The organism is Rhodococcus sp. 7Tela_A2, from assembly GCF_049311045.1.
Lineage (GTDB): Bacteria > Actinomycetota > Actinomycetes > Mycobacteriales > Mycobacteriaceae > Rhodococcus.
The window spans coordinates 24,290-50,188 of sequence record NZ_JAXION010000012.1 but is presented as its reverse complement, the minus strand read 5'-3'; the positions used below and the strand labels follow the sequence as shown (position 1 = coordinate 50,188).

Genomic DNA, 25,899 nt, shown 5'->3' with positions numbered 1-25,899 from the left:
GCTCGTCCGCCGGCAGTTTCGGAAACTGTAGACCGGCGCGGCGGCGATGCGGCCGCGTTTCCGCCATTGGGTCGGATGGTTGTTATCCGTCACTATTCCCGGACCCGCCATTGTTTCCGGATCTGCTCCGGGTCAGCACCAGTCCCGTTCCGACGATGCCGATCACAATGATCGCCAGCGCGACCGACGGCCATCCTTCGGATTGCCAGTACACGTCTTCGAGAGTGATCAGCAGTGCCGCCTCGTCGACGATGAGAGCGAGCGCCACCCCCAACGCGAGACCCATCCACGCTCGCGCTTTCGGAGTCCGGTCGACCAGGCCGAAGATCGCAACACCTGCCAGCAGGACGATCCCCCACAGATAGTGGTGCAGGTGCACTCCGCCTGCGCTCACGTCACCGAGGTTGCTGGTGTCGACCTGAATCAGCCACGTCACGAGTCGGGCGCCACCGAACGTCAGAGTGAAAGCGACCCAAGCCAGCACAACACCCCGACGCGAGGGATCGATCTGCTTCCACCGCCGAGGAACCCTGCGTTGTGCTTCAGCACAGTCCGACGATCGCGTCTCTGTCATCAATCAGTTGTATCGCAGCCGATCGGGTCGACTCACGTCAGGTTTCCCACCGATCCAGCGTGGGCGTTCCGGCGCCGGGTCGCCGATTCAGGGCGTGCGTCGCCGGGTACGCACCGGCGAGTACCCGCCCATCGAATCAGGAGGACGATGTGTCAACCCATCTGACGGCCGATGATCTGCGCGACCTGCTCAGCTCGTCGTCTCCGGACCCCGTGCTGGTTCTCGAGGAGGGCCGGTTCCACGTCGTGGACGCCGCCGACACCGACGAGCGCCGTCGAGCATTCGTCGTCGTCACGGGAGAGGAACTGCGGCAGCAGTTGCCGCAGGACCGAGAGCACACCGAGACCGACCTCGAACTGGTGGCGAGCACCATGGAGGCGACGGTCGCACATCTCGGGGGATGACCCGGACGACCGGTTCCCACCGACGACGGAACGGGGGGGGGGGGGGCGGGGGGGGCCCCCCCCCCCCCCCCCCCCCCGCTGCGCTCTACGAGCCCGCTACAGACCGGCAGCCTCAGCCGAACCGGAGAAGAAGTTCAGGGCCTCGAAGAGGTTCGCGGCGGCGCTGAAGAAATCTGCCAGGAAGGCCAAATCGATCACGGTGCTTCTCCTATCAGGCGGTGTACATCGGTCGTATCAGTGACGTCTGCCACTGGCATCCCATTGTTACCGCATTCCGCCTCTTCCGCAGCCTGGGGGGCGAGATCGACTCGGGGCGAAGGTTATTGCGGGGATTGTCCGGTTTCCAGAGTCGGTGAAGTGCCCCGCGTACTCCGACACGATCGGGTCAGTCGAGATTTCCCGACAGGCGCTCGAGGCGCTCCATGCTCACGCCGTCGAGTCCGACGATCTCCACTCGCTTCCCCTTCTCCGCGTACTTGTGCTGTACGGAATCGAACGTCGCCACGGTCGAGGCGTCCCATACCTCCGCATCGGTGAGATCGATGACCACGTGCTCGGGATCGCCCGCATAGTCGAAGCGGTACACCAGGTCGTTGCTCGACGCCCAGAACAGCTCGCCGGACACCCGGTAGGTGCGACTGCCTTCCCCCTCGTCGACCGTCTCCACCCGGGTCATGTGCGCGACGCGCCGAGCGAACGCGACCATCGCCGTGAGCACACCCGAAACCACTCCGATCGCGAGATTGTCGGTGACCAGTGTCGCGCCGACCGTCACCAGCATCACCACGGTTTCGCTCCGGGGCATCAAGCGCAACGTCCGCGGTGCGATGCTGTGCCAGTCGAGGGTGGTCACCGCGATCACGAGCATCACCGCCACGAGCGCAGCCATCGGGATGGCCCCGACCACGTCGCCGACCGTCACACACAACAGGAGCAGGAACAAGCCGGCCAGGAACGTCGAGATCCGGGTCCGCGCGCGTCCCTCCTTGACGTTGATCATGGTCTGGCCGATCATCGCGCAGCCGCCCATGCCACCGAAGAGCGCACCCGCCCAGTTCGCAACACCCTGGCCCCACGCTTCGCGGGTCTTGTCGGAACGACTGTCGGTGATCTCGTCGACGAGCTTCGCCGTCATCAGTGATTCCATGAGTCCGACCAGCGCCAGGCCCACCGCATACGGGGCGATGATCGCGAGGGTGTCCATGGTGAAGGGGACGTCGGGAATCATCCACGTGGGAAAGCCCCCGGGCAGCTCGCCCTGATCGGCGACGTCGGGCACGTCGATACCGAAGAGGACGACCACACCGGTGAGTGCGACGATCGCGATGAGCGCGGCCGGCACTGCGGTCGTGAGTTTCGGGATGACCACGATCATGACGATCCCCGCCGCGACCAGCGGATACACGAGCCACGGCACCCCGAACAGATGTCGCAGTTGCGCCGCGAAGATGAGGATCGCCAGGGCATTGACGAAGCCGATCATCACCGATCGTGGGATGAATCGCATGAGTTTCGCGACTCCGGCGACGGCGAGCACGATCTGCAGCGCACCGGCGAGCCAGACGGCCGCGATCAGATAGTCGAGTCCGTGCGAGGCGACGAGGGGTGCGATCACCAATGCAGTCGCACCGGCCGCGGCGGACACCATCGCCGGCCGACCGCCGACGAACGCGATGGTCATCGCCATGATGCAGGACGTGTAGAGCGCGACCTTCGGGTCGACTCCGGCGATCACCGCAAAGGAAACGACTTCGGGGATCAACGCCAGCGACGTCACCAAACCGGCAAGAACCTCGGTCGTGAGTCGTCGAGGCGAGCGGAGAGTGTCGGACACGGTGTGCACCGGAAGATTCTAGGCGCGGCGCGTCCGGACGCCGTGTCGCGTCGCCGTAGCCGACATCGACATATAGGGTGTGATGCAGCGCACGGTCGTAGCCCGCACCACGCAGCCCGATGAACACCCGTGCTCCACAAGCACATCCGAGCGGACTCGATCGTCATCGCGCCTGATCGTCCAGCGCACGTGATCGTCAGCGGGCCCGATCGTCACAGGACCCCGCACGTTCTACCCGCCCCGGCGACCCTCACCGCCGAGAACGCTTCCGTCGCCCCGAGTTCCGAAGAACCCTGTTCCGAAAACCCCGTTCCCGAAAGCCCGAGTCCGAAAGAAGGACGGCATGAGCCACGACAGCGAGTTCACCGGTCCGCTCTTCCTGCAGCCGAGCAACCCGAACGACGAGACAGTGCCCGAATCGGTGCCCCAGAGCCCGCCTCCCGCCGCGCCCGAGTACGAAGGGTTGTTCTCGTCGCGCCCCTGACATCGTCACGTAAATCACACGTCCGCAGGTGCGGTCGCCCCACGCTTCGCGACAATGCGTGCCCCAGGCTGCACGACGATGCGTGCCCCACGGGGAGACGACGACTGCACCTGTGTGCCGACGATCGCACTTCCGGCGCACGGGGAACTTTGCGGCAGGCATATCCGTCTTATCCTGTGAAGACCCTTTGTCCGCGAGTTACCAGAGAGAGCCATGAGTCGCGCCAAGCGCAAACCTCGAAGACCCATCCCGCCCAACAGTGACGACCCCCCTGTCACCGAGCCCCGGATCCTCCCGTGTTGACCGCCCTCGGAATCGCGTTCGGAATCGCCGTCGTTCTGGCCATTACCGCCGTGACCGGCTACTTCGTAGCCCAGGAATTCGCCTACATGGCCGTAGACCGGTCGCGTTTGAAAGCCCGCGCAGAAAGCGGCGACACCTCCGCCGCACGCGCCCTGTCCGTCACACGACGCACCTCCTTCATGCTCTCCGGCGCACAGCTCGGAATCACCGTCACCGGCCTTCTCGTCGGTTACGTCGCAGAGCCCCTCATCGGTAGCGGGCTCGGAGAAGCATTCGGCGGACTAGGAATCCCCACCGCAGTCGGTGTGGTGTTCGGCACAGTACTTGCCGTCCTTTTCTCGACAGTCATCCAGATGGTCTTCGGCGAACTCGTCCCGAAGAACCTCGCCATCGCACGGCCGGAACCGGTCGCACTGTGGCTGGCACTGTCGACGACGATCTACCTGAGGCTGTTCGGCTGGCTGATCCGGCTGTTCGACGCTTCGTCCAACCTGCTTCTGCGAGCACTGCGAATCGAACCCGTCCACGACGTAGAGCATTCCGCGACACCCCGCGACCTCGAGCACATCGTCGCCGAGTCCCGCAACGCGGGCGAACTCCCGAAGGAACTCTCGACGCTTCTCGACCGCATCCTCGACTTCCCCACCCGCACTGCAGAACACTCCATGATCCCGCGCGCACATGTGGACGTCGTGGACCTCGACGAACCGGTGAGCGACATCCTCGCGAAGATGAGCACCGGGCACACGCGATACCCCGTGGTCGGTACGTCGTCCGACGACCTGCGCGGCGTCGTACATCTGCACGATCTTCTCGACGCCGATGTCCAGACAGGCACAGCTGCGTCGGTGTGCCGTCCACCGGTCATCGTCCCCGCGACGTTGCCGTTGCCGGACGTGCTGACCGAACTGACCGCCGCGAGCGACGAGATGGCGCTGGTGATCGACGAATACGGCGGTTTCGCCGGCGTGGTCACGATCGAGGACATCGCCGAGGAACTCGTCGGTGAGATCGCCGACGAGCACGATCCGGCGGCCTCGGCCGAGGTCATCGTGCGTGACGGCGACGGCTGGCTGATTCGGGGCGACGCCCACCTCGACGAGGTGAGCCGCACCCTCGAACACGAACTGCCCGAAGGTGATTACGAGACACTCGCCGGCTTGGTCATCACCGAATTCGGTGGCCTGCCCGAGATCGGAGACACGGTCGAGATCCCACTCGATCCCGATCCCGCGGACCTCGTCCACGAGGAACGGCCGCCACGTCGAATGCTCGTGGCGGAGGTCCGCGACATCGACAAGCATGTGCCGGCCTCGCTCCGCGTGACCCTCGAGAACCGTGACCGTCGAGAACAAGGAGGCGGCACACGATGAGTAATCCCTGGGTTGTCGTGGTCGTCACGGTCGGATTGATCGCGGCGAGCGCGTTTTTCGTTGCCGTGGAGTTCGCCCTGATCGCCGCGCGCCGCCACCGGCTCGAAGACGCGGCGCCGGACAGCCGGTCCGCACGTGCGGCCCTGCGCAGCGCGTCGGAACTGTCGGTGTTGCTCGCAGGATCTCAGCTGGGCATCACGGTGTGCACGCTCGCGCTCGGCGCGACGACCAAGCCCGCTGTGCACCACTGGCTCACACCCCTGTTCGGGGCGTGGGGAGCGCCGCTGTGGCTGGCCGATGTCGCCGGGTTCATCCTCGCGCTGATCGTCGTGACGTTCTTGCATCTCGTCGTCGGAGAAATGGCGCCGAAGTCCTGGGCCATCGCGCATCCCGAGAAGTCGGCGACGATGCTCGCGATTCCGATGCGTGGCTTCATGTGGCTGACCCGGCCGGTCATCGTCCAGCTGAACCATCTGGCGAACTGGTGCCTCCGCAAGGTCGGTGTCGATGCGGTCGACCAGGTCAGCACGGGCCAGGATTCGGATGCGCTGCGTCACCTCGTGGAGCATTCCGCGACTGTCGGCACGCTCGACGAGAGGTACCACGGTCACCTGACCAGCGCGCTCGAGCTCGAGGCACTCACTCTCGCCGACATCGTTACTCCCCATCCGCCGAGCAGCGTGCGGCCGGAGGCCACTGCGCCGGAGATCCAGGAGACGGCCCGTCGCACGGGTCACCTGAGACTGCTGGTGCGCGGCAACGGCCATGTCGACGGAGTCGTGCACGTACGGGACAGCCTGCGTGCGGACGCCGACGTCACCGCTGCGGATCTGATGCGGCCGGCGTTGACTCTCGACATGTCGGTGCCTGTATACGAGGCGTTGCGCACCATGCGGGAAACTCGCAATCATTTGGCGACGGTCACAGAAGACGGTCGGGTGGTCGGCTTGATCACCCTCGCCGACGTCCTCGCCAGGTTGCTCCCGACGGCGGCGGCGCCCGCCTGACGAGCACACGCGCTCGAGCCCGAACACAACCAGGGGCCACCCCGCCGGTACATCCGGCGCGGTGGCCCCGCGGTTTTTCGCGATACCCCGCCACCTGGCCTTTCCCCACCGATCGAGCGCGACACGCCGTACCGGCGAGTAGGGCTGCGTGTCTGTCATAGTTTTCACGTGGACACGGTGTGTGCGTAACGTCACTTTTCGATCACAGTCCAGGCCGCACCACTCTGAGGTACAGCACAAGACAGGGGCTCGACACATGCAGACATCCCAGCGACGCCTGTTGTTCGTGGGTTATCCCGATGCTTCGGAGATATCCCAATGGGCGGCGGTGCGTGCAATCGCGGTTCAACAAGGCTGGCAGACGACCCGGACCTATACGCCGGGCCACATCGCTTGTGCCGTCGTGTCCGAGAACGTGCTCGACGGCGTGTGCTCGCCCACCGAGGCAACACTCATGCAGAAACTCCATGCCGACGACGTCCGGTGCGCGAGCGCACTCGACGCCGTCAGCGATCTGTTCGCCTCCGCAACGTAGCTGCCGCCAACTCTCGGTAGCTCGAAGACCCTGTCACTCGGACGTCCTGTCGCTCGGACGTCCTGTCACTCGGACGTCAAGGCCCGGACGAGATCGGAAGGAGCCGGTTCGGGACGCTCGAGAATATCGAGTACGAACTCGCGACGCTGCTCGGGCACGACGTGCACGCCGCCGTAGTTGTGTAGTTCCGAGTCCACCGGCAGGAGCCGGAGCGCGACCGTGGCACCGTCGAGGACGGCGGAGACCGTGCGGTCCCGGACGTCGGACACGGTGCCGGTCCGCACGTTCCGGACGGTGAGTCCTTCTCCCGGATCGGTCGCCTCGACCACGAACCCGTCGAGGGACGCTCCCCTCCATCGCAGTGCGAGCTCACCTTCGTCGACCGGGAGCAGCGCCGACCAGTTGTCGACGAACTCGTCGAACGCCCCCGCATCGAACAGCGCGACATCGGCGACGAGCCGATCCACCGAGGACTCGCCCACGTGTGTCCCCGCTGCGACGTCGAGTTCCGCACGCACTCCGGTCCACCGCGGTTCGTCGAGGACCACGCTCGCCTTCGCATACAGCCACACCGCACGGTCGCTCAGTGATGCGTCGGATCGTCCCAGATGGCACACCTTGTACTTGCGTCCCGATCCGCACCAGCACCTGTCGTTGCGCCCCAGCTCCGGATGTTCGACCGGCTCGAAACGACGAAGGAACGGATACATGCCGTGGGATGTGCCCCCGGTGGCCCGTTCGAGCAGGCGAAGACCGCGTGCCGCATCACCTCGCATCGCAGCGATCGTGGCGAGGTCTTCGAGCGCAGGTTCCCAGTCCGGGCTCTCTGCGAGGGCGAGTTGGTAGCGGTGTTCGGCCTCGTCCACGTCACCGCCCACCTGGGCGGCCCGGCCGGCGATCCAGAGGGCACTCGCACTCGTCCGGCGCGGTCCTCGCCGCAGCACCTGTTCGGCGGCCGCGGCCACCACCACCGGATCGAACCCGAGCCGCCCGAGCGCTTCGTCCACGCACACCCGGGCAACACGCGCGTCGGCGAGACCCGCGAAGTCGTCGGGCTCCGCGAAATGCGAGTCGAGGGTGGTGGTGCTGTCGCTGCCGACGGCAAGCGATCCCGCAAGGGCGAGGAATGCCATGGCGCCCCGTGCGGACCGGGTGTCGAGATCGAAGGCACGGGAGAAGGAGTCGGTGGCTACTTCGACCAGGTATCCGCCTGTCGGTGCCGAAGTGACGGTGCCGGACCGCACCAGCCGGAATCCGTCCCGCACGAGTCCGGCCCCCTCGAGTTGCTCGCTCAGGGGCAGGCACGCGTCCCGGGCCAGATCCTTGTCGTCGGCGAGGGCGACGAACAGATCGGTGTCGGGGTACAGCGCGTCCTCAGGGTCCGACAACCGGGCGGCGCGATCGGCCAGCCACCCGCCCAGACTCCCGCGACCGGCATTCTGGTCGGGATACAGGTCGACGACGAGTTCCCCACCGACGCAGGTCACCGCGATCAGGTCACCGAGAGTGGTGTCGGAGAGAAAGCCTTCCGGGAAGAGCAACACCCCGAGACGGGCCCAGGCCACGCCCGGCAACCCCCGTGCTTCGAACGATTCCTCGCCCGGCATCACGACACGCATCGCCGGGTCCGCGCTCGGCAGGCAGACCGGGATCATCACGTCGAACAGTTCTATCGCGTCTGCCGAGATCTCCCCGGCCGTGAGGCGGTGCGTCCAGATGCGTCCCTCGAGCAGGTTGCGCGGCAAGACGAACCGGCCGTCGCTCAAGTGCATGATTCGCGGGTCGTCGAACGCGTCGCCCAGTTCGAGGGCTGTTTCGAGCGTGCAGACGTCGCCGAAACCACGATCCGACAGCGCCGCGGCCATTTCGTCGACGGTGAGCGGCCATCGTTCGTCGAGTATCGCGACGGCAGCGGCGACAGGGTCGGTTGACGGTTCGTTCACCACACGATCCTACGGCCCCGTCTCGGACGATCGACGTCCTCTGCTGTGGCGGTGTGCCCGTCTCGTGGCGACTCGGGAAAGCCGCCACCCCGGTCATGCTGCGGGGCTGCCGAGGGCCGCGTGCATTTCCCACACGATGATTTCGGCACCGGACCGGGTGGTCACCTGCTGCCCTCCCCCACCGCTGATGCGCACGGCGTCGCCGGCTGCCAGCGGACCGACACCTTCGAGCGCCGCTTCACCGCGGGCGACGAAGACATGCAGGTACGGTGCGTCCGGCAGTCCGATCGGCTGCCCGGGCTGGACCCGGGACACGTGCATCGCCGCGTACTTGTTCTTGATGCGGATCGCGGAATGGTCGGCGTACTTCGTCATGCCGGACGCCACCGGTACGAGACCCCCGGACAGCAGTTCGTGGTCGATCTCGAGTTGTTCGTAACCGGGAGTGATGCCCGCTTCGTCGGGCAGCACCCACATCTGGACGAAGTGCACCGGATCGTCGTGCCGGTCGGCGTGAATGCCGCTCGCCCCGTCGAAACGCCACGCATCGTTCTTCTCGGAGTGGAGGATTCCTGTCCCCGCACTCATCCGCTGAGCCAAGCCCGGGTAGAGCACACCGGAGTGCCCGGCCGAGTCCTGGTGGACCAGCGACCCTTCCAGGACCCAGGTGACGATCTCCATGTCCTGGTGCGGATGCGTGTCGAATCCCTGTCCGGCCGAGACGATGTCGTCGTTGTTGACCATCAGCACCCCGTGGTGGGTGTTGGCGGGATCGTAGTGGTGCCCGAACGAAAACGAATGACGCGAATCGAGCCACCCGATCGTGGTCTTGTCGCGCTCGTCCGCGCGCCGAACGTCGAGCCGGATGTCGTGGGCTGCGGTACTCATCGGTTCTCTTCCCGGGGTCGGTAGTGCGCGTCTGCGGTCGGCGGGTTGCGACGCGGTCGGATACGAGCGTGGGGCAACTGCGGAGCAGGCAGGCGCGCCACCTCGCCCGCGTAGCCGTCCACCCGGCCGAAGCGGTCGGATTCCCGTTCCCATTCTTCGCGGAAGGCGGCGATCTCGTCGTGGTCTCGACCGACGAAATTCCACCACATCACGATCTCTTCGCCGAACGGGGTTCCGCCCAGCAGCACCAGGCGCGCGGGGCTGTCGCCGGGGTTCACCACCCACAGCGAGGACACGCCGGTTCCGACATAGCCGAGCACACCGCGGGACAACCGCGTGTCGAACAACTCGACAGCTCCGGTGTCGACCAGCAGTCCGTGTTCGAACGCGGGATCGATCTCGACCGTGACGCTCGCGCCTGGTTCGACGACGATCTCGGCACCGAGCAGCGGCGTGAACGTGGTGACGGGCGAGGACGACCCGGCCAGGGTCCCGAGAAACACCCGCGCCCTCCCGCCGCCGAGATCGATGGCCGGCGGGACGTAGTGCTGGAAGTCGCGGGCAGCATCCCGGGCACCGTCCGGCAGCGCCACCCACAGTTGCACGCCGTGCAGCGTGGTCGTGCCGGCCGTCGATACTTCCGAGTGGCAGATGCCGTGCCCGCCGGTCATGAGATTGACCTCCCCGGGACGGACGAGTGCGTGCACACCGTGACTGTCACGGTGCTCTATTTCCCCGGTGAACAGCCACGACACGGTCTGCAAGCCGGTGTGCGGATGGGGTGCGACATCCATGCCGCCGGTCGCGGCCACATCGTCGGGACCGTAGTGGTCGACGAAGCACCATGCGCCGATGAGTGAGCGCTGCCGCTGCGGCAGAGTGCGGCGCACGGGCATGGCTCGTGGACCACCGAGAGGCACGTCGCGCGCGCTGATGATCTCCACGCGTGGGTGCCGCGCGGCGCCGACCGCACGATCCTCGGTGCAACACCGGATCTCGGTGGGATCTGCCTCTGTGTTGCTCATGGATTCGGTGCCTCCGATCGAGGGACGGACGTAGGGATCGCGGGAGCGGATCGGGTCAGAGCACGTCGGATCCGTACATCTCGCCGAGTGGATCGGCGATCAGTTCGAGTCGTGCTCCGTCGGGGTCCCGGAAGTAGAGCGACACCTCGTTGTGTTCGAGCAGGTCCACACCCGCGTCGACCAGCTTGTCTCGCAGGCGATTCCATCGCACGGGTTCCACACTGATCGCGACGTGGTGCAGCCCCCCGAGGACCTCGCGATACGGCCCGAGGTCGAGGCCGGGAAAGTCGAAGAACGCCAGGAGATTCCGGTCTCCGATGTCGAAGAAGAAATGCGAGGATCCGGCGTAGTCGCGGTTCTCGATCACCTCGGTGAGCGGAAACTCGAGCAACCCCTGATAGAACTCGACGGTGCGTTCCACATCGCTGCTCACGAGCGCCGTGTGGTGAAGTCCCCGCGCCGAGGACGCCGGGCGGGTAGCCGGGGGCGCCAGATATCGGGCGCGGATCCGCTCGCGCTGCTGCTCGAACCGGTCGGCCGAGCCGGTGCGGTCGTCGGTCATCGCGGCCTCCTCCGTCCACCGGCGATCGTACGCCGGACCGATGTAGTTGATTGCTCAACCAGAGTCGCACACGGTTCGTTGCACAGTCAACTACTTCGGATATAGTGCACATATGGCGACGACGTGGCTGGACGACGAGGAACAAGCATTGTGGCGGTCCTACCTGGACGTCACTCGCATGCTGTTCAAAGAACTCGACAAGCAACTTCTCCGCGACGCCGGAATCTCCTCCGCCGACTTCGAAATCCTGGTGCTCCTGTCCGAAGCACCCGACAGGCGCATGCGCATGAGCGATCTCGCGGAGGCGAGCACGACCACCCGCAGCGGAATCACGCGGGCGATCGCACGGATGGAGAAAGCCGGGTGGGTCAGCCGAGTGGAATGCGAGTCCGACAAACGCGGCGCCTGGGCCGAGTTGACGGACAAGGGTTCGTCGACCCTCACGGACGCGAGTCCGGAGCACGTCGCCACAGTGCGGGCTGCGATGTTCGACGTACTCGATCCGCAGGAGGTGGCCGTGATGGGTGAGGCGTTCGCGAAGGTGCGCACTCGTCTGGCCGAACGGCGCCGACTCGCCTGACACCCCGTCGCCGCGGGCCGCTAGGTTGTGTAGCGCCACAGACTCGACACCCGAAGGCGGTTCCCCGATGCGCCACGACCCGCGCCGCACCTCGCTCGATCTCTATCCCATCCAGCGAACGATCACGACGCTGTTCAGCGACACCGACGCGCTCGGGCACATCAACAACATTTCGATCGCGCGCTACTTCGAACAAGCCCGGGTCATGATCATGGAAGCGATCGCGCCGGCACACGGAAGCCCACTGTTCGAGCGTGCAGTACTCGCGCGGGTGGAGATCGACTATCTTTCCGAGGTCTTCTATCCCCACGAGGTCGTCATCGCGACAGGGATACTGCGCGTCGGCACGTCCTCGCTCACGGTGGGCTCGGCGCTGTTCCAGCAGGGCCGGTGCGTCGCCCTGGCCGATTCGATCGATGTGAGCACCGCACTCGGTGGCGGCCCGCGCCCGATCACCGACGACGCACGTGCCGTCCTCGACAAGTTCCTGCTCGACCTCCCCGCCTGAACGGACTGCCGAGCCTCAACTCCCGTGGTGTGCGGCGAGCGGGTCCGCCCACTGCACGACCGGACCTTCCACCGCGTTTCTCAGCGCCGACGTCTCGGGATCGTCACCGATCGTGCCCTCGTTCGCCAGCAGGTTCTTCTCCAGGAAGCACCGGACCGGCGCGGAATCGAGACCGTCGCCGGGCCGGGACCGATCGTCGATGGCGAACGCCAAAAGCAGGAGATGCGGCACCCGCACGTCCTCCGGCCGCAACCGCGGCTGGAAGTAGGGCACGTCGAGCACGCGTGCCCCCTCGTTCACGTAGAACGCGAGCCTCCGGCCCGGATCCCCGAACCCTCTGTCGCGGTGATGGCGCGGATCTTCCGCTTCTCCGAGGATGAGCAGCGGATCGTATCGCCGTAGCCACTCTTGCCTCACGGCCCGGAGCACCGCCCGGCCTATCCCACCGCCGCGGCGCCCCGGGTGCGTTGCGAGATACACCGTCAAGAGCACTCTGCATTCCGGAAACCACTGTCCGACAGCGCCCCCCACGACAAATCCGTCGTCGCTGACAGCTACGGAGGCGCACATCGTCCCCGCAGGGTCGGCAAGGGCGGCAGCGAGCGCATCGGGTGAGAGCAGTTCCTCGTCCGGAAACGACGGCGTGAGAACATCGTCGTAGAACTCGTCGAGCATGTCTGCCGGAAGATCCCCGATATCGACGATCCTGATCGGGAGCCCACCCGCCACATTCGCTTCGGTCATCACACTCTCCGTTTCGGACAGATCGCCGACTCGACATCCTCCCCTGACGTTACAGATACGGACGGGTTATCAGCTCGATGGCGTGCCCGGACGGGTCGAAAAAATACACCCCTCGCCCACCGTGCCCGGAGTTGCATTCACCCGGCCGGGTCATCTGCGGATCGGCCCAGTGGTCGATGCGGCCCGCGGTCAGTCGCGCGTAGGCACGGTCGAACAGGTCGTCGTCGACGAGAAAGGCATAGTGCTGCATCTGGATGTCCACCGGCGGTTCCGCGAACTGCAGCAGAACGCCGTCGTCGAGCACGAGGTTCGTGAACACACCCCAGGACGGGGCTTCCCCGAGTTCGAGCAGTTCGCGGAAGAAGTCGGCCGATCGGTTCCGATCCTTCGACGCAATGATGGTGTGGTTGAACGTAGCCGGCATGAAGAGACCTCGCTTTCTGTTCGTGGAGTAGTGGCTGCGGTACTCACGAAAGCGAGGCGGTCCTCGAACTGTGGTGTCACGACGCCGTGTCGGCGCCTGTGCGGAGATCAGAACTCCACCGGATCACCAATCCGTGTGTGGCATGATGCCGGCCCGGTGTTCACCGGCCCGAGGCTACACCGCAATGCTCCGGCGGACAACGCTTTCCGGCCGGGAGAAAGTCAGAACAGGGTCGGCGCGACGACCGTGCCGGCGTCTTCCCTACCCCGCTCGGAAGACACCGGCGGAATCTCCCGATGCTCGAGTTTCCGGCCGCCGAGTCCGTAACGCTCGACCAGTGGGGCAACCCGGTCGTCGAGCCAGCGCGAGTATTCCGGAGACACGTAGGCACCGCGCCCGTAGAGCGCGCGATAACGCCGCATCAGCGCAGGATGTTCCTGCCCGAGCCACGACAGGAACCATCCGCGGGTGGCACCGCGAAGATGCATCGGGATCACCGTCGTGGAGGACGCGCCGGCAGCGGCGAGGGCTGCGAAGAGTTCGTCGAGGTGGCGGCTCGAATCCGTGAGGAACGGGATGACCGGAGCAACCATCACGTGACACGACAACCCGGTGTCGGTGATGGCGCGAATCATGTCCAGACGCGCCCTGGGCGACGGGGTGCCCGGCTCGATCTGCTGCTGCAGGTCGTGGTCGCCGATCGGCAGAGACACCGCGAGCCGGACATCGACCTGCCGGGCAGCGAGTGTCAGCAACGGCAGGTCGCGGCGCAGGAGGGTGCCCTTGGTGAGTATCGAGAAGGGTGTGCCGGATTCGGCGAGGGCACGAATGACCCCGGGTATGAGCCGGTATCGCCCCTCCGCCCGCTGATAGGGATCGGTGTTGGTGCCGAGTGCGACGTGCTCGCGGGTCCACGACCGGCGCGCGAGTTCCCGTCGCAGCACAGCGGCCACGTTGGTCTTGACGACCAGCTGACTGTCGAAGTCGTGGCCGGCGTCGAGATCGAGATACTCGTGCGTGGGCCGGGCGAAACAGTACCGGCACGCATGGCTGCACCCTCGGAAGGTGTTGACCGTGTACCGGAAGGGCAGTTTCGATGCCTCGGGGGTCTTGTTGAGCGCGCTCTTGCAGAGCACCTCGTGGAACGTGATTCCTTCGAACTCGGGGGTCTGCACGCTGCGTACGAGACCCGCCCGATCCAGTCCGGGCAGGGCTCCGTCGTCCGTATCCACTGTCTGAGCCGCCCACCGCATACAGACAGTCGAACATGTGTTCTCCCGGGTTGGTGCCTAGAGTGTCCATGACGAAGTGGACGACGTACTTGTCGTCTGCACCGGGAAGAGCGCGCAGTGTTATCCAAGCGCTTGACGATGCCACTTGCGTGGCACGTTGATCGACACAATCCCGGCCGGCGATCGCTCGACAGGGAGCCGTCGGGCGACTCCCGATCACATACCGCTGACATTCGTATAAGTCGGAACTTCACGCTCCCGATGGTGTGTCGTCGTAGCGTGTGGCGGTGGGTGTGTTGGTGGTTGAGTCGGTTGTGGGTGTGGACGCCTCGATTGCTGAGTCGTGCGTTTGGCGATCGGCGGAGGTGAGGATCGGGTGGATCGGGCTTTGGGACCATACCGGCTCGGACGGGTGAGTATGGCTGTGGCGCGTGCTGATGTGGAGGTGGTGGGGGTCGTGGGGTATGTGCCATTGGTGATCGAATCGAGCTGGTGCGCATTGCTTCTGCGCAGAAGGTTCGCCCTCAGGGTGTGGGTGCGGCGTTGGTGGAGTGGGTGCGGGAGTGTTGCGGATTCGGGTTGATCGAGGCGCAGACCGATGGTAAAGCGGGGGGGTATCGGGCGTTGGGGTTTGAGATGGTGGCGCTGGCGGAGTTGCATCCGGGTGTCGAGCGGTTCGCGGTGACACTGCGGGGTTGAGGCTGAATCCGGTCCGACATTGCCGGCCGTAGGCGCGCGGCCTCTGATAGCGCGGCGTACAGCCGGTTCGGCCGCGCCTCGATGTCGACGAACGCGCGGCGGGTCAGCAGCTTCCGCAACGCTGCCGGGACCGCGGCGAAGCCGACGGTGGCGGCCCTGATCGAGTCTGGACACTCGCAGTTGGAGATCGGATACCGCACGATGCCGTCGGGACTGTCCTTCTGCGAGACAAGACGTTCTAGTGCGTGGAACAAGTCGGTCGACGGAGTTTGCGGCGGCAGCAGCGGCTCAGTCGCGTCCTCGCTCAACCGAGGCGGGACGACCGCCCCGTCGGGTTGCAACGGCGAAATGGATGTTCATTTCAAACCGCGAAAAATAGACATATCACTGCTACGGTGAGCCAGGGTCGGGGAGGCATTGACAGCATTTAGGGAGGAATGACTGTGTCCAAGTTGAATTCGCGTGCATGCGCCGCGCATCCGTAGTGGTGGGTTCCGCTGCCGCTGCCGCTGCCATTTGCATCGCTCAAGCGCCAGTGGCAAACGCGGAGACCCTGTCGGGATGGATCAGTCCGACGCCACCGAACGCATTCGGAATCGTCCACCTGGGGCAATCGACGATTATCAATTCGCCTTCTACAGTCGCTGAGACCAGAATCTGGACGTCATTCGGTTCGCAAGCCCAGCCTGGGACGATCGGGGCACAGGCGCGGTTGTTCAAGAGTGGTGCCCTGTGTGAAGCGACGAACTATCAGTACAACACGCAGTACACTCCGTCCCACACGGTTCGCACGAGTGGCGCGGATTGCGGTACCGGCTGGTACAACAGCCATGGTTTCATTTCGGTTTGGGATCCCGGTGCATCGGCAAACGACTATCTGACGTTCCCTACTGATCCACTGTATTTCGATTTGGCCAGCGGTGATTCCGAGCGATCGGCGCCCCAGTCGAGTATTGACTCGATTGTGGAAGCTGGCGTTAACGCTCAAGGGCAGAGCTACGGTTCCGCCGAGGGAGCCGAGGATGCCAGTGATATCCCGGATTTGGTTGCCGTCTACATGACCGATGGTGAGATCGGGTACGTGATTCACGACGATCTGTTAGCTGCAGATTCTGGCGTCAGCCTCCCCGTTTACAAGACTGACGGCGTGACGCAGATCGGAACTTTCGATGTCTCGTAGCTGTTCTTGCTCTGATGCACCAGATTGCTATGCACAGGAAAGCATTGAAAGAACAATTCTTCGGATGGAGTTGCGATGAAGTCAGCCAAAAGAGGGGGTGTAGCCGGTGGACTGGGGGCATTGTTGCTCGTCGTGGGTACGGTCCTTGCGCCACAGGCGTCGGCGCAACCCGGTGAAGGGCCAGGGCCGGAGACAAACCCGCTGATCACTACTGCGCCGGTGCTTCCGCCTCCGGAGTCGGCACCCATGCCGGTATCTACCGCTTTCGCTGAGACTGCCCCCCAAGGGGGGGTGGTGCAGCCGTTTGATTCTGTTCCGTCGCCTGCGGGGTGTACTGGTTCGACCGACTTTCCGCATAAGAGCGGTGTGAACGCTTCCGTTCACGGGCGGATGACATGCACGGTTGCTGTTCCGCGCGTGGAGACTGTGACGCTTCTCTATCGAGACCGCTGGTACGGTCCGGAGCAATTGGCGTCGGACTCGTCGTGGCGGACGAACAACACCACCAGTCAGGATGCGCATCCGCACTGGAATTGCTCAGGGGTGGGCACCTATACCTACAAGGGCTACTCCCAGCACGCGTCGCTTGAGAGCGACGGTGTCCGCTACACCGCGACTACGTCGAACTGGCAGGATCCCGGTGTAAGCAGGTTCGACTGCTGAGAATGAACAACTGGTGAGAATGAGAATGAATATGCGACCGTGGGTGTTGCTTCCAGTAGGTCTCGTTGCCGCACTCGCGGTCGCATGTTCTGATCGACAGTCGGACGAAGCAGTTCAGTCAACGGAAAATGGCCGCTCCAACTTGATGAGAACAGACTCCCCGCCGAGGTCGCCACCGGTTGTCGAGGTCGAGGGAAAAGTTGTTCCGGTTTTGGCATATGAGTGGTTTGACAACGAGAGTCGGACAGCCTCAAGTCTTGAACCCGGCCCCGACGTTATTGCCTCGTCCCTCACCCTCGTATCGGCCGCAGACCATTCCTTGGAGTTCAGGATTGGATCCGCCGTACGTCCGTCGATGGTGAATGTGAAATTCTTCAACGGGACGAACCCTATGACGGAAACGCCTTCCGAAGAAGAAGGGTCCTTGACCTGTTCGGAAGATGAGGAGAAGTGCTTGACGGGTGTGTCTCTCGACCACGTTCATGTGATAGTCGAAGTGCCCATTCGGGCCCGATACAGCGTATTGGAGTTGTTCTATCCCAACCCTTTCCAAGGGTCTCATCCTGTCTTTTTTTCAACCTACGGGGTCGGTATCGAGCCTCAATGAGCGTTGTTGTGATCGATCCAGGCAGAGGAGAGTCCGGTGGACGTCAGTTCGCCCGAAGCATGGGATGAGTCGTTTGGAACGGACAAGGATCGAGTGGAGGGGTATGCGCTTCGAGGCGCGGATACTGTGCTCCGATGGTTCCTCCCCATTCCATTGAGCGATCCACCTCGTTCGCTGTCGTGGGGTATGGCCGCCCGTATTTCGAACCTCTCCTTGAGCCCGCAGGTCACATGGAAGGATATCGCTGACGCCTGGAGCGGCGCCGGCCACTCTGAACTCTTGACTCAGCCGATGGGCACCGTCGATCACAGATCGATGGATGCACTGCTTTCGACCCTCGCTGGTGTTGTCGGGCTTGAAGAGGAAGTGGAATATGCGGTGTGGGAGGGGTATGCGGACATGGCGGTCCTGCTGGCGCATACGTCCTCCGCACCCGCCGATCCCAGCAGGTTCCTCACCCAAGGCGGAGTGCGGACATTCACAGCTCCCTTGGGGACACTGAGCATGTTTACTGCTGAGGAAGGGCGTCATTTCCCCTCTGCGGTCTGGCTGCGCGATCATCATTTGGCTATCGCTCAGCCGATCTACAACGATTCCTGCTACATCAGTGGACCTCGAGACGTATGTGAAACGCTTTGTGCCGACGATGACATCGACCTGATCGAGATTGATCCTTCGTTGCTGTTGCCCTCTGGTGTCGTTATGGACTGACGTGGTTGGTGCTGGACCGCCGACGGCCGAGCGGGCCCCTCGATCGGTGGAAGTAGCTCGCACAACTCCCACCGTAGAGCCGCAAGTGGGATCTGTACGGGACTGACGCTGATCGTACTGGTCGGGTAGCACCCGATCGCTCGAATCCTGCGGTCACCGATCAGGACGTCCCTGATCGCGGTCGGCTGATGTGGTACGGGGCTCCGACAGACTCTGGAATGAATCCGACGTTTGCGGGAGACCGATAGCACGAAAAGGTCCTTCGGACGGACCCGTCGGGATCGAAACTTCCTTGTCGGTGCCACCGGTTACTGTCCGCACAAGTGGTCCACAGCGGACAATATGGGGTCTGACATGTTGGTTCAGCGGGTTCTCCAGCCGACCGGTGGAGACGAGTCGTGGACGGTACTCGACGACGACTTCACCGTGATCGAGCCGATCGAAATGTTCTTGGCGCACCTGACCGTGATCGAACGATCTCCCACCACGGTCCGTTCGTATGCGTTCGATCTGCGCGACTACTTCCAGTTCCTCGGATTACACGAGATCGACTGGGACACCGTCGCGCTGGAACAGCTGGGAAGATTTGCGGGATGGCTACGGCTGGCCCCTGACGCCCGAGCTGGCACAGTCACCGCCCTGCCGACGGTGACCCCACACTGCAGCGCGACCACGATCAACCGCAAACTCTCAGCGATCGGCTCGTTCTACCGATTCCACGCTCGCCACGGAGTGTCGTGCGCAGACCTGCTGACCGCTATGAACCCCAGCGGGGCCCGATCGAGTTCGTGGCGGCCGTTCCTGGCGCATCTCGGTGATCGCGGGACACGCAAGACCATCAAGCTGACCCCGCCGCGACGGCTACCCCGCACACTCACCGACGAGCAGACCGCCGCGATCCTGGCCTGCTGCGACCGTCTGCGGGACCGGTTCCTGATTGCCCTCCTTGCCGGAACCGGTATGCGTGTCGGTGAAGCCCTCGGGCTGCGCCACGAGGACATCGACCCCGCCGAACGTCTGGTCCGGGTGCGTGCCCGCCGCAACAGCAACCAGGCCCGGGTCAAGTGCGGTCAACGTGAGATCCCCATCGCACCTGCCCTGATCCGCCTCTACACCGACTATCTCGTCACCGAATACGGCGACCTCGACTGCGACTACGTGTTCGTCAACCTCTGGGCCGGCAACCACGGGGATCCGTGGCGCTACTGGAATGTCACCGACCTGATCGCCCGCCTGCGCAGATGCAGTGGAATCGAGTTCACCGCCCACATGTTCCGACACACCTATGCCACCGAACTCCTGCGACGCGAGGTCCCCCCGGAGGTCGTGCAGAAGCTCCTCGGGCACGCCTCGACCACCACCACCATCGGCACCTATGCGCACCTGGACATCACCCACGTTCGCGACGCCCTCGAGCGATCCGGCTGGCTGGCCCGGGCCGCCGGCACCCCCACCGCGACGGAAGGCGGACGATGACGACGAGCCGGATCCGGTTGGTTCCGCCCACAGAACTCGGACACGACCTCTTGTTCGCGCAGGTCGCGCCGTCTATACGTGAAAACCGCATCGAACTCCACCCCACCGACCCGATCGGTGGTGGTACCGAGTGCGTGATCGACGGTTGCCCACGACCACAATGGGCCCCAGCCTCCGTTTTGTGCTCGACACACCAGGATCGCTGGAAATACCGCGGGTCCCCGCCGTTGGAAGACTGGGACCCTGGCACCGCCCTCACCGGCCCCCAACAGCTGCGGTTGTCGGCATTGCCGATCCCACTGCGCTGGGAGATCGCCTTCGGCGTTCAGCGGGCACGAGAAGTCGACAATCCACCGCGGTTGAGCTTCGCTGCGCTTCGCAACACGATCGCTACGCTGGGAGATCTTCCGATATCCTCTCTGCTCGAGCCCGACGAAACGGACTGGCCGAGGTCGCCGCGACGGACAAAATATGGCCCTGCACAGCACTCAGGACCGTCGAAACTCACGCTTGGGTTCCTCACCTTCGTCATCGACGAACTCGACCGGCTCACCGGCCGTGACGGGGCCGACCGCGAATATGCCCGTGACACGTGGCGGCTGCGCCGGATCGGCGTCGCCGGACCTGCGAAGGGGTGGATCTTCGACTTCACCGGCATCGACCAACCCTGGTTTCGCGAGGCCGTCAAGCGATTCATCCGCTGGCGCAAGGACGTCGAACACAGTCCCAGTGGCATGCACCGCGACCTCATGACCTTGACCCGCCTCGCCCGCGCCCTCACCGACACGGCCGGCACCGACCCCGCCCCCGAGCAGTTCACCCGCCCGGTTCTCGACCGATTCTTGACAGTGCTCGCCGAGGACGGTCTGACCCCCAGCGGCCGCAACATGGCCTTGAGCTCGCTCTCGCGTTTTCTGTCCATCGCCCGACAACACGACTGGCTCGATGGCGTTCCCGCCCGCACCATCCTCTACAGCGAAGACTCCCCCGCACGAACGCCGCTGCCGCCCCGAGCGCTACCGGAGTTCGTGATGGCCCAACTCGAAGACCCGACCAACCTCGACAAGCTCACCGATCCCCGCTGGCGACTGCTCTTCCCACTGCTCATGCAGACCGGACTACGCATCAACGATGCTCTGCACCTGCCCCAGGACTGCCTCGTCCACGATCACCAGAAGGCCCCGTATCTGCGCTACTACAACCGCAAGATGAAACGCGAAGCACTGGTGCCGATCTCGGATGAACTTGCCGCCGCCATCAACGCTCAGATCACACACGTCCGCGACCACTACTCGACCCGAGCGATCCTGTTCCCCCGCACAAGGAACAACCGCGACGGCACACAGGTCATCGGCGGCTCGGTCATCTCCACGACACTGCAACAGTGGGTCGCCGACTGCGGCATCCGCGACGAACGCGGCGAGCCGGTCCACGTGACCGCGCACCAGTTCCGGCATACCCTCGGCACCCGGTTGATCAACAACGACGTACCCCAGGAAGTAGTGCGCAAGATCCTCGACCACACCTCCACCGAGATGACCGCACACTACGCCCGCCTGCACGACACCACCGTGCGTGACCATTGGGAACGAGCCCGCAAGGTCGACATCCACGGACATACCGTCCCGATCACCGACGACAGCCCACTCGCCGATGCGGCCTGGACCAAACACCACCTGGCCCGCGCCACGATGGCACTACCGAACGGCTATTGCGGCCTGCCGCTGCAGCAGAGCTGTCCACACTCGAACGCCTGCCTGACCTGCGCGGTCTTCATCACCACCCCGGAGTTTCTGCCGCAGCACCGCGAACAACTCGAAATGACCCGCGGCATCATCGAACGGGCCCGCCAACGTGGGCAGCTGCGTCTGGTCGAGATGAACACCCGCACCGCCGACAACCTGACGGCGATCATCACCAGCCTCGAGAATAAACCCGATACCGATCCGCAGGCATCCTCGTGAGGGCCGACAACACCGCCCACCTACGGTCGGCGGCGCAACGGCGCAGCGCGCTCGCTCGTGACCGCGCCGAGGCTGCGCTCACCGAGTTGCAAGCAGGCAACGACCCGATCACCGTCGCCGGACTCGCTCGCGCATCGGGTGTCGCACGATCGTGGATCTACACCCAGCCCGATCTGCTCGAACGAATCCACCGGTCCCACGATCTCGCTCCGAAGCGACCGCGGTCGTCCGCCCCGCCTGCTGCGAGCGATGCCTCCTGGCAGCGGCGGCTCGAACTTGCTCACACTCGTATCGCGGAACTCACCTCGGAGAACAAGCAACTACGCCACCAGCTCGCACTTGTGCACGGACAGCTCCGCAGCGAACGGGTAAGTCCGTCGAAGACACCGTCCACGACACATAACCGCAGTTCAGAGGCTGCGCGGACGGACTGAGCCCAGGGGAATGTGTGTGCGATGACCTGTCAATCGCGAATCTGCGACGAGATGGGTCGCCCGATCACCTACGGCACGGAGAAGGTGGCAAAACCGGGGGTCGTGGTCGTGCCGACTGTCGACCGGAGTGTGAGAACAACCTGCCCACTGCCGGTGTTCAGAGTGGTTTTCGGCGGGAACCCGTTCAGCCCGTCCGACAGCCACGCGGTGCCCGAGGCGCCGGTCGACAGGTTCAGCCACGTCACCTCCGAGCCGATGATGCAGCCCCACCCGTCCTGCTTCCCGCCGGAGATGGTGACGATGCCGGGGCGATCCTCGAGCACGGCCACGCATCTGGACGGCGGTACGTCGAAGCTCCCGTTCGGGTTTCCGAACGATGCGGGGTCGATCCGGAACGGGACGGTCGCTGCCGCAGAGGCGATCCCCGCCGTCGCGGAAGCAGAGATGCCGAGTGCGATCGTGCAGGCACCGAGAGCACGCAAGAGGTTCATGGGATTCCTGGGGTCGGTGAGTCCGGAGAGATCCTGCGAAGCATATGCGCCGACGACGGTGAACGGCTGGGTTTCGTTGCCGCGACGGCGGTCGTCGCAGGTCCTGTGCCGCGATACCGGAAGCCCCCGGCGTAGTAGTGTCCTGTTCCGCCGTTCTGCGGAAGGATCGGTGCACTTGTGCGCCCGAGCAAAGGGGAACTCGTGAGCGAAACCACCGTGCCTGTGACCGCCGCCGGTCCCGGCCGAGACCGCCAAGGCGTTGTCTACCGCAGCGGGGCGCTGGGGCGCCGGCCCGCAGTGCCGACCGCGTTCGGCGATCTCGAACGCGCCGCGCGCCGCGCCAGCTCGACGCGGGCCTGGGCGTATGTCGCGGGCGGCGCCGGCGAAGGGCGCACGATGCGCAACAACCGGCGCGCGTTCGACCGGTGGTCGATCGTTCCGCGGATGGCGCACGGTGTCACCGAGCGTGACCTGAGTACGACGGTGGCGGGCACGTCGTTGTCGTCGCCGCTGTTGCTTGCCCCCGTGGGCGCCGGCGCGCTGATGGCCCGCGACAGCGACCTGTCGATCGCGCGGGCAGCGGCGTCGACCGGCGTGCCGTACATCTTCTCCAATCAGGGCTGTAACCCGATGGAGGACTGCGCCGCCGCGATGGGCTCGGCGTCCCGCTGGTTCCAGCTCTACTGGAGTTCGGACGAGGACCTCGTCGACAGCCTGCTCCGTCGGGCGGAGGCGAGCGGTGCCGAAGCCGTCGTCGTCACGCTGGACACCACGATGCTGGGATGGCGTCCCCAGGATCTGAATCTCGGTTCGCTGCCGTTCGCGCGGGGCGAAGGCATCGCCCAGTACACCTCGGATCCGCGCTTCCTCGACATCGTCCGGCAGCGGGTGGCCGCAGCGCGGGACTTCGTCACGGAACGGCCGGACATCACAGCGGGAGCGGTCCGCACGCTGATGTCGATGACCCGCAACTATCCGGGCAGGTTTCTCGACAACCTTCGCTCCCCGATGCCCCGCGCAGCCGCGGAAACCTTCCTCGACATCTACTCGAATCCGGGCTTGAGCTGGGAGCACCTCGCTACCCTCCGCGACCGGACGAGCCTGCCGATCGTGCTCAAAGGAATTCTGCACCCCGACGATGCCCGCCGCGCCGTCGATCTGGGTGTCGACGCGATCGTGGTGTCGAACCACGGCGGGCGCCAGATCGACGGGTCCATCGCGTCGCTCGACGCGCTTCCCGAGATCCGGGCCGCGATCGGGCGTGAACCTACTCTGTTGCTCGACAGCGGTATTCGAAGCGGATCCGATGTGTTCGTCGCGCTCGCGCTCGGTGCGGACGCCGTGCTGCTCGGCCGGCCCTACATGTACGGATTGGCCGTCGCGGGACAGCGCGGGGTCGAAGAAGTGATCCGCAACGTGATCGCCGAGTTCGATCTCACCATGGCGCTCGCCGGGGCCCGGTCGATCCCCGACATCGACGAGCGGTTCGTTCGCCCCAATCCGTCGTTCTGACGGTCCGCGGCCGAGGACACACCGATCGGGATGCGCACGGCCGCCGACCGCCGGCTGTCACCTCGCCGACGCAGGTGCCTCGAGCTACAGTGCTCGGCACACTGATCTTCGAGGGGGGTTCGATGAGCGGTTTGTTTCCCGGTGCCGGAATCCGGGTGGTGCCAGAGGGAATCAGGGCATTCGGTACCACGAATCTGCACGCGGCCGAGAGTGTCGCGCACGCCGGGGCGATCGATCTGCACGCGAACATCGCGTCGCTCAGCCCGGCGTTGGGGTTGATCGGCGCCGAGTTCCTCGGCGTCTTCGGCGCAGCGCAGTCCGAGCACACCCGCGCCGTCGGGCAACTCGCTCTCGCGTACGGCTCCTGCGGGATCGCGGCGCACGAGGCCGCAGCCGGGTACGAGAGCGCCGATGTCACCACCGCAACAGCACTGTCGCAGGCAACGGGGGCACTGTGAACCAGGCCGTGCACACCGCTCTTCCGCCGGCGCCGACCGTTCTCGACGCACTCCGTGCATCTCCCGTCGGACCGGTGCTCGACGCGCCGCTCCCGGCGCTCACGTGCCCCACACCGCCGCCGCCGGGGGAGCTTCCCCCGTTGCCCGACGCGAATGCGATCACGGAACTGCTGCAGTCGCTTCCGGTTCCGGTCCTACCCGATCTCCACGAGTTCCTGCGGCCACTCACCGAACTCGGCTCGCTCTTCGGCACGGGAGTCGTCGAGGCACTCGATCCCTCGGCCGTGCTGCAGCAGGGGTCACGGCTCCTCGAGAACGCGACGGCGCTGGGACGCAGCGCACTTCACGCTCTTCCCGAATCGTGGGAGGGCTCGACCGCAGATTCTGCCGCCGATCACAGCCTCCGTGCCCGGCAGGCGAGCGTCGAACTCGCCGACCGCGGCGACCGGATCGGCGCCGTGACGCGCGCGGCGACCGCAAGTGTCGAGCGGGGAAACATCGAGTTGACCGGTATTGCAAGCTCTTTCGTGTCGATCGCGGTTGCGGCTGCCCCGGTGGCGATCACGCCGCCCGGCCAAGCGGCACTGATCGCCTCGGCAATCGAACACCTGCACGCCGCACTCGCCGTCGTCGCTCGAACCCGAGGTGAGCTCGCGGTACACACCGGGGCGATGACTGCGCTGACCACGCCCATCCCGGTGCCCGCGCCGGTGGCGACGGCGCTCACCGACCCGCGGGCGCTTTCCGGGCTCGCGACCGACACCGTCTCGACGGTCACCGGAACGGTCTCCAGCCTCGCCGGCTCCGCAGCGCCGGGTGGCGATGCCTCCACCACCCCCTCCGCATACGCACCGACAGTTCCCGCAGGGAACACCCTCCCGAATACCGTGCCGAGCGCCACTGCGAGCGGAGGTATGTCGTCCGCCTTTGCGGCGCCGGGCGCGGGTTACGGGGCCGCCGGGTCGAACCCCGTCTCCCTCCCCCCGGCGGTGCCGGGCGCGGCGATGGCACCGGGCACAGCGGGCGGAGCCGGTGCGGCGGGTATCGCAGGAACGACGGGACGTGGGTCGATGGCCGGGGCCCTCCCGTCGACCGCGGGCGCGCGTCAGGACGACGGCGAACACCGCACCACCCCCGGTTTCCTCGGCGCCGCGGCGACGAGCACCGACGTGGTGGGCGACTTGCCGCTGGTGACCCCGGCGGTCATCGGTGGCGACCACACCTGGTAGCCGCAGCCCACACAATCAGGCCCGAACCTGCGGTTCCGAAGGACGGCCGGGACCG

26 protein-coding genes are annotated in these 25,899 nt (G+C 65.3%); 16 read left to right on the top strand and 10 right to left on the bottom strand.

Features of this window, described 5'->3' with window-relative positions:
* Positions 1 to 82: 82 nt before the first annotated feature.
* Complete coding sequence (locus tag TVH25_RS04205) at positions 83 to 574, bottom strand: hypothetical protein (RefSeq protein ID WP_422423426.1); 492 nt, start codon at positions 572 to 574, stop codon at positions 83 to 85.
* 149 nt (positions 575 to 723) lie between these two features.
* Here TVH25_RS04205 and TVH25_RS04200 point away from each other — a divergent pair, with 149 nt between their 5' ends.
* Entirely contained in the window at positions 724 to 978 is a 255-nt protein-coding gene (locus tag TVH25_RS04200) for a hypothetical protein (protein ID WP_422423425.1), read from the top strand.
* A 385-nt stretch (positions 979 to 1,363) separates the two neighbouring features.
* Here the strand turns inward: TVH25_RS04200 and TVH25_RS04195 are convergent, their stop codons facing one another.
* The gene (locus tag TVH25_RS04195) at positions 1,364 to 2,821 is read right to left on the bottom strand and encodes a SulP family inorganic anion transporter (RefSeq protein WP_169652169.1); all 1,458 of its coding nucleotides are present in this window, start codon (positions 2,819 to 2,821) and stop codon (positions 1,364 to 1,366) included.
* Positions 2,822 to 3,155: 334 nt separating this feature from the next.
* Between TVH25_RS04195 and TVH25_RS04190 the strand changes: the two genes are divergently transcribed.
* The 4 genes from TVH25_RS04190 (at position 3,156) to TVH25_RS04175 (ending at position 6,514) form a co-directional block, all read left to right on the top strand.
* Positions 3,156 to 3,296, top strand: coding sequence for a hypothetical protein (locus TVH25_RS04190; protein WP_169652170.1), 141 nt, complete (start codon positions 3,156 to 3,158; stop codon positions 3,294 to 3,296).
* Between the two features lie 296 nt (positions 3,297 to 3,592).
* Positions 3,593 to 4,972 carry a hemolysin family protein gene (locus TVH25_RS04185; RefSeq protein WP_296550805.1) on the top strand — a complete coding sequence of 460 codons (1,380 nt, stop codon included), beginning with the start codon at positions 3,593 to 3,595 and terminating at the stop codon, positions 4,970 to 4,972.
* Entirely contained in the window at positions 4,969 to 5,979 is a 1,011-nt protein-coding gene (locus tag TVH25_RS04180; protein ID WP_169652172.1) for a hemolysin family protein, read from the top strand. The genes TVH25_RS04185 and TVH25_RS04180 overlap by 4 nt, the downstream gene beginning before the upstream one ends.
* Positions 5,980 to 6,235: 256 nt before the next feature.
* Positions 6,236 to 6,514 carry a hypothetical protein gene (locus TVH25_RS04175; RefSeq protein WP_169621768.1) on the top strand — a complete coding sequence of 93 codons (279 nt, stop codon included), beginning with the start codon at positions 6,236 to 6,238 and terminating at the stop codon, positions 6,512 to 6,514.
* A 65-nt stretch (positions 6,515 to 6,579) separates the two neighbouring features.
* Here the strand turns inward: TVH25_RS04175 and TVH25_RS04170 are convergent, their stop codons facing one another.
* From TVH25_RS04170 to TVH25_RS04155, 4 genes are all read right to left on the bottom strand, one after another.
* The gene (locus TVH25_RS04170; protein ID WP_422423424.1) at positions 6,580 to 8,457 is read right to left on the bottom strand and encodes an SEC-C metal-binding domain-containing protein; all 1,878 of its coding nucleotides are present in this window, start codon (positions 8,455 to 8,457) and stop codon (positions 6,580 to 6,582) included.
* A gap of 93 nt (positions 8,458 to 8,550) precedes the next feature.
* Positions 8,551 to 9,345, bottom strand: coding sequence for a pirin family protein (locus TVH25_RS04165; protein ID WP_422423423.1), 795 nt, complete (start codon positions 9,343 to 9,345; stop codon positions 8,551 to 8,553).
* Positions 9,342 to 10,370: a pirin family protein gene (locus TVH25_RS04160; protein ID WP_296549488.1), complete on the bottom strand. Its 1,029-nt coding sequence runs from the start codon at positions 10,368 to 10,370 to the stop codon at positions 9,342 to 9,344. Before TVH25_RS04160 ends, TVH25_RS04165 begins: the two co-directional genes overlap by 4 nt.
* A gap of 55 nt (positions 10,371 to 10,425) precedes the next feature.
* Entirely contained in the window at positions 10,426 to 10,932 is a 507-nt protein-coding gene (locus TVH25_RS04155; protein ID WP_169652176.1) for a VOC family protein, read from the bottom strand.
* Between the two features lie 112 nt (positions 10,933 to 11,044).
* Here TVH25_RS04155 and TVH25_RS04150 point away from each other — a divergent pair, with 112 nt between their 5' ends.
* On the top strand, positions 11,045 to 11,512 hold the full coding sequence (locus TVH25_RS04150; RefSeq protein WP_169621763.1) for a MarR family winged helix-turn-helix transcriptional regulator: 468 nt from the start codon (positions 11,045 to 11,047) through the stop codon (positions 11,510 to 11,512).
* Between the two features lie 67 nt (positions 11,513 to 11,579).
* Positions 11,580 to 12,020, top strand: a complete 441-nt coding sequence (locus TVH25_RS04145) for an acyl-CoA thioesterase (RefSeq protein ID WP_169621762.1) — start codon at positions 11,580 to 11,582, stop codon at positions 12,018 to 12,020.
* Between the two features lie 15 nt (positions 12,021 to 12,035).
* Here the strand turns inward: TVH25_RS04145 and TVH25_RS04140 are convergent, their stop codons facing one another.
* From TVH25_RS04140 to TVH25_RS04130, 3 genes are all read right to left on the bottom strand, one after another.
* Positions 12,036 to 12,764 (bottom strand): GNAT family N-acetyltransferase, encoded by a 729-nt coding sequence (locus TVH25_RS04140; protein ID WP_422423422.1) that lies wholly within the window; start codon positions 12,762 to 12,764, stop codon positions 12,036 to 12,038.
* Positions 12,765 to 12,813: 49 nt separating this feature from the next.
* A complete protein-coding gene (locus TVH25_RS04135) occupies positions 12,814 to 13,188 on the bottom strand; it encodes a VOC family protein (protein WP_169621760.1) in 375 nt (124 codons plus the stop codon).
* Positions 13,189 to 13,409: 221 nt separating this feature from the next.
* On the bottom strand, positions 13,410 to 14,441 hold the full coding sequence (locus TVH25_RS04130; protein WP_422423421.1) for an Rv2578c family radical SAM protein: 1,032 nt from the start codon (positions 14,439 to 14,441) through the stop codon (positions 13,410 to 13,412).
* Between the two features lie 1,144 nt (positions 14,442 to 15,585).
* Between TVH25_RS04130 and TVH25_RS04125 the strand changes: the two genes are divergently transcribed.
* From TVH25_RS04125 to TVH25_RS04100, 6 genes are all read left to right on the top strand, one after another.
* A complete protein-coding gene (locus TVH25_RS04125) occupies positions 15,586 to 16,299 on the top strand; it encodes a hypothetical protein (RefSeq protein ID WP_422423420.1) in 714 nt (237 codons plus the stop codon).
* Positions 16,300 to 16,725: 426 nt separating this feature from the next.
* Complete coding sequence (locus TVH25_RS04120; RefSeq protein ID WP_422423419.1) at positions 16,726 to 16,962, top strand: hypothetical protein; 237 nt, start codon at positions 16,726 to 16,728, stop codon at positions 16,960 to 16,962.
* 643 nt (positions 16,963 to 17,605) lie between these two features.
* The gene (locus TVH25_RS04115) at positions 17,606 to 18,280 is read left to right on the top strand and encodes a hypothetical protein (protein WP_422423418.1); all 675 of its coding nucleotides are present in this window, start codon (positions 17,606 to 17,608) and stop codon (positions 18,278 to 18,280) included.
* 354 nt (positions 18,281 to 18,634) lie between these two features.
* Positions 18,635 to 19,756, top strand: coding sequence for a tyrosine-type recombinase/integrase (locus TVH25_RS04110; protein WP_422423417.1), 1,122 nt, complete (start codon positions 18,635 to 18,637; stop codon positions 19,754 to 19,756).
* Positions 19,757 to 19,983: 227 nt separating this feature from the next.
* On the top strand, positions 19,984 to 21,720 hold the full coding sequence (locus TVH25_RS04105; protein WP_422423416.1) for a tyrosine-type recombinase/integrase: 1,737 nt from the start codon (positions 19,984 to 19,986) through the stop codon (positions 21,718 to 21,720).
* Positions 21,717 to 22,154, top strand: coding sequence for a DUF6262 family protein (locus TVH25_RS04100; protein ID WP_422423415.1), 438 nt, complete (start codon positions 21,717 to 21,719; stop codon positions 22,152 to 22,154). Before TVH25_RS04105 ends, TVH25_RS04100 begins: the two co-directional genes overlap by 4 nt.
* A gap of 68 nt (positions 22,155 to 22,222) precedes the next feature.
* Here TVH25_RS04100 and TVH25_RS04095 read toward each other — a convergent pair whose 3' ends face one another.
* On the bottom strand, positions 22,223 to 22,645 hold the full coding sequence (locus TVH25_RS04095) for a hypothetical protein (protein ID WP_169621758.1): 423 nt from the start codon (positions 22,643 to 22,645) through the stop codon (positions 22,223 to 22,225).
* A gap of 201 nt (positions 22,646 to 22,846) precedes the next feature.
* Between TVH25_RS04095 and TVH25_RS04090 the strand changes: the two genes are divergently transcribed.
* The 3 genes from TVH25_RS04090 (at position 22,847) to TVH25_RS04080 (ending at position 25,844) form a co-directional block, all read left to right on the top strand.
* Positions 22,847 to 24,157, top strand: a complete 1,311-nt coding sequence (locus tag TVH25_RS04090; RefSeq protein WP_422423414.1) for a lactate 2-monooxygenase — start codon at positions 22,847 to 22,849, stop codon at positions 24,155 to 24,157.
* 122 nt (positions 24,158 to 24,279) lie between these two features.
* The gene (locus TVH25_RS04085) at positions 24,280 to 24,615 is read left to right on the top strand and encodes a type VII secretion target (protein ID WP_169621757.1); all 336 of its coding nucleotides are present in this window, start codon (positions 24,280 to 24,282) and stop codon (positions 24,613 to 24,615) included.
* Positions 24,612 to 25,844: a hypothetical protein gene (locus TVH25_RS04080; RefSeq protein WP_422423413.1), complete on the top strand. Its 1,233-nt coding sequence runs from the start codon at positions 24,612 to 24,614 to the stop codon at positions 25,842 to 25,844. Before TVH25_RS04085 ends, TVH25_RS04080 begins: the two co-directional genes overlap by 4 nt.
* Positions 25,845 to 25,899: the final 55 nt, after the last annotated feature.

What these genes read in the sequence shown, in the direction of transcription:
- TVH25_RS04205 (WP_422423426.1), bottom strand. Translation starts at nt 574, where the DNA reads ATGACAGAGACGCGATCGTCGGACTGTGCTGAAGCACAACGCAGGGTT.
- TVH25_RS04190 (WP_169652170.1), top strand. Translation starts at nt 3,156, where the DNA reads ATGAGCCACGACAGCGAGTTCACCGGTCCGCTCTTCCTGCAGCCGAGC.
- TVH25_RS04180 (WP_169652172.1), top strand. Translation starts at nt 4,969, where the DNA reads ATGAGTAATCCCTGGGTTGTCGTGGTCGTCACGGTCGGATTGATCGCG.
- TVH25_RS04175 (WP_169621768.1), top strand. Translation starts at nt 6,236, where the DNA reads ATGCAGACATCCCAGCGACGCCTGTTGTTCGTGGGTTATCCCGATGCT.
- TVH25_RS04165 (WP_422423423.1), bottom strand. Translation starts at nt 9,345, where the DNA reads ATGAGTACCGCAGCCCACGACATCCGGCTCGACGTTCGGCGCGCGGAC.
- TVH25_RS04160 (WP_296549488.1), bottom strand. Translation starts at nt 10,370, where the DNA reads ATGAGCAACACAGAGGCAGATCCCACCGAGATCCGGTGTTGCACCGAG.
- TVH25_RS04155 (WP_169652176.1), bottom strand. Translation starts at nt 10,932, where the DNA reads ATGACCGACGACCGCACCGGCTCGGCCGACCGGTTCGAGCAGCAGCGC.
- TVH25_RS04150 (WP_169621763.1), top strand. Translation starts at nt 11,045, where the DNA reads ATGGCGACGACGTGGCTGGACGACGAGGAACAAGCATTGTGGCGGTCC.
- TVH25_RS04145 (WP_169621762.1), top strand. Translation starts at nt 11,580, where the DNA reads ATGCGCCACGACCCGCGCCGCACCTCGCTCGATCTCTATCCCATCCAG.
- TVH25_RS04140 (WP_422423422.1), bottom strand. Translation starts at nt 12,764, where the DNA reads ATGACCGAAGCGAATGTGGCGGGTGGGCTCCCGATCAGGATCGTCGAT.
- TVH25_RS04135 (WP_169621760.1), bottom strand. Translation starts at nt 13,188, where the DNA reads ATGCCGGCTACGTTCAACCACACCATCATTGCGTCGAAGGATCGGAAC.
- TVH25_RS04130 (WP_422423421.1), bottom strand. Translation starts at nt 14,441, where the DNA reads ATGCGGTGGGCGGCTCAGACAGTGGATACGGACGACGGAGCCCTGCCC.
- TVH25_RS04125 (WP_422423420.1), top strand. Translation starts at nt 15,586, where the DNA reads ATGCGCCGCGCATCCGTAGTGGTGGGTTCCGCTGCCGCTGCCGCTGCC.
- TVH25_RS04110 (WP_422423417.1), top strand. Translation starts at nt 18,635, where the DNA reads ATGTTGGTTCAGCGGGTTCTCCAGCCGACCGGTGGAGACGAGTCGTGG.
- TVH25_RS04095 (WP_169621758.1), bottom strand. Translation starts at nt 22,645, where the DNA reads ATGAACCTCTTGCGTGCTCTCGGTGCCTGCACGATCGCACTCGGCATC.
- TVH25_RS04085 (WP_169621757.1), top strand. Translation starts at nt 24,280, where the DNA reads ATGAGCGGTTTGTTTCCCGGTGCCGGAATCCGGGTGGTGCCAGAGGGA.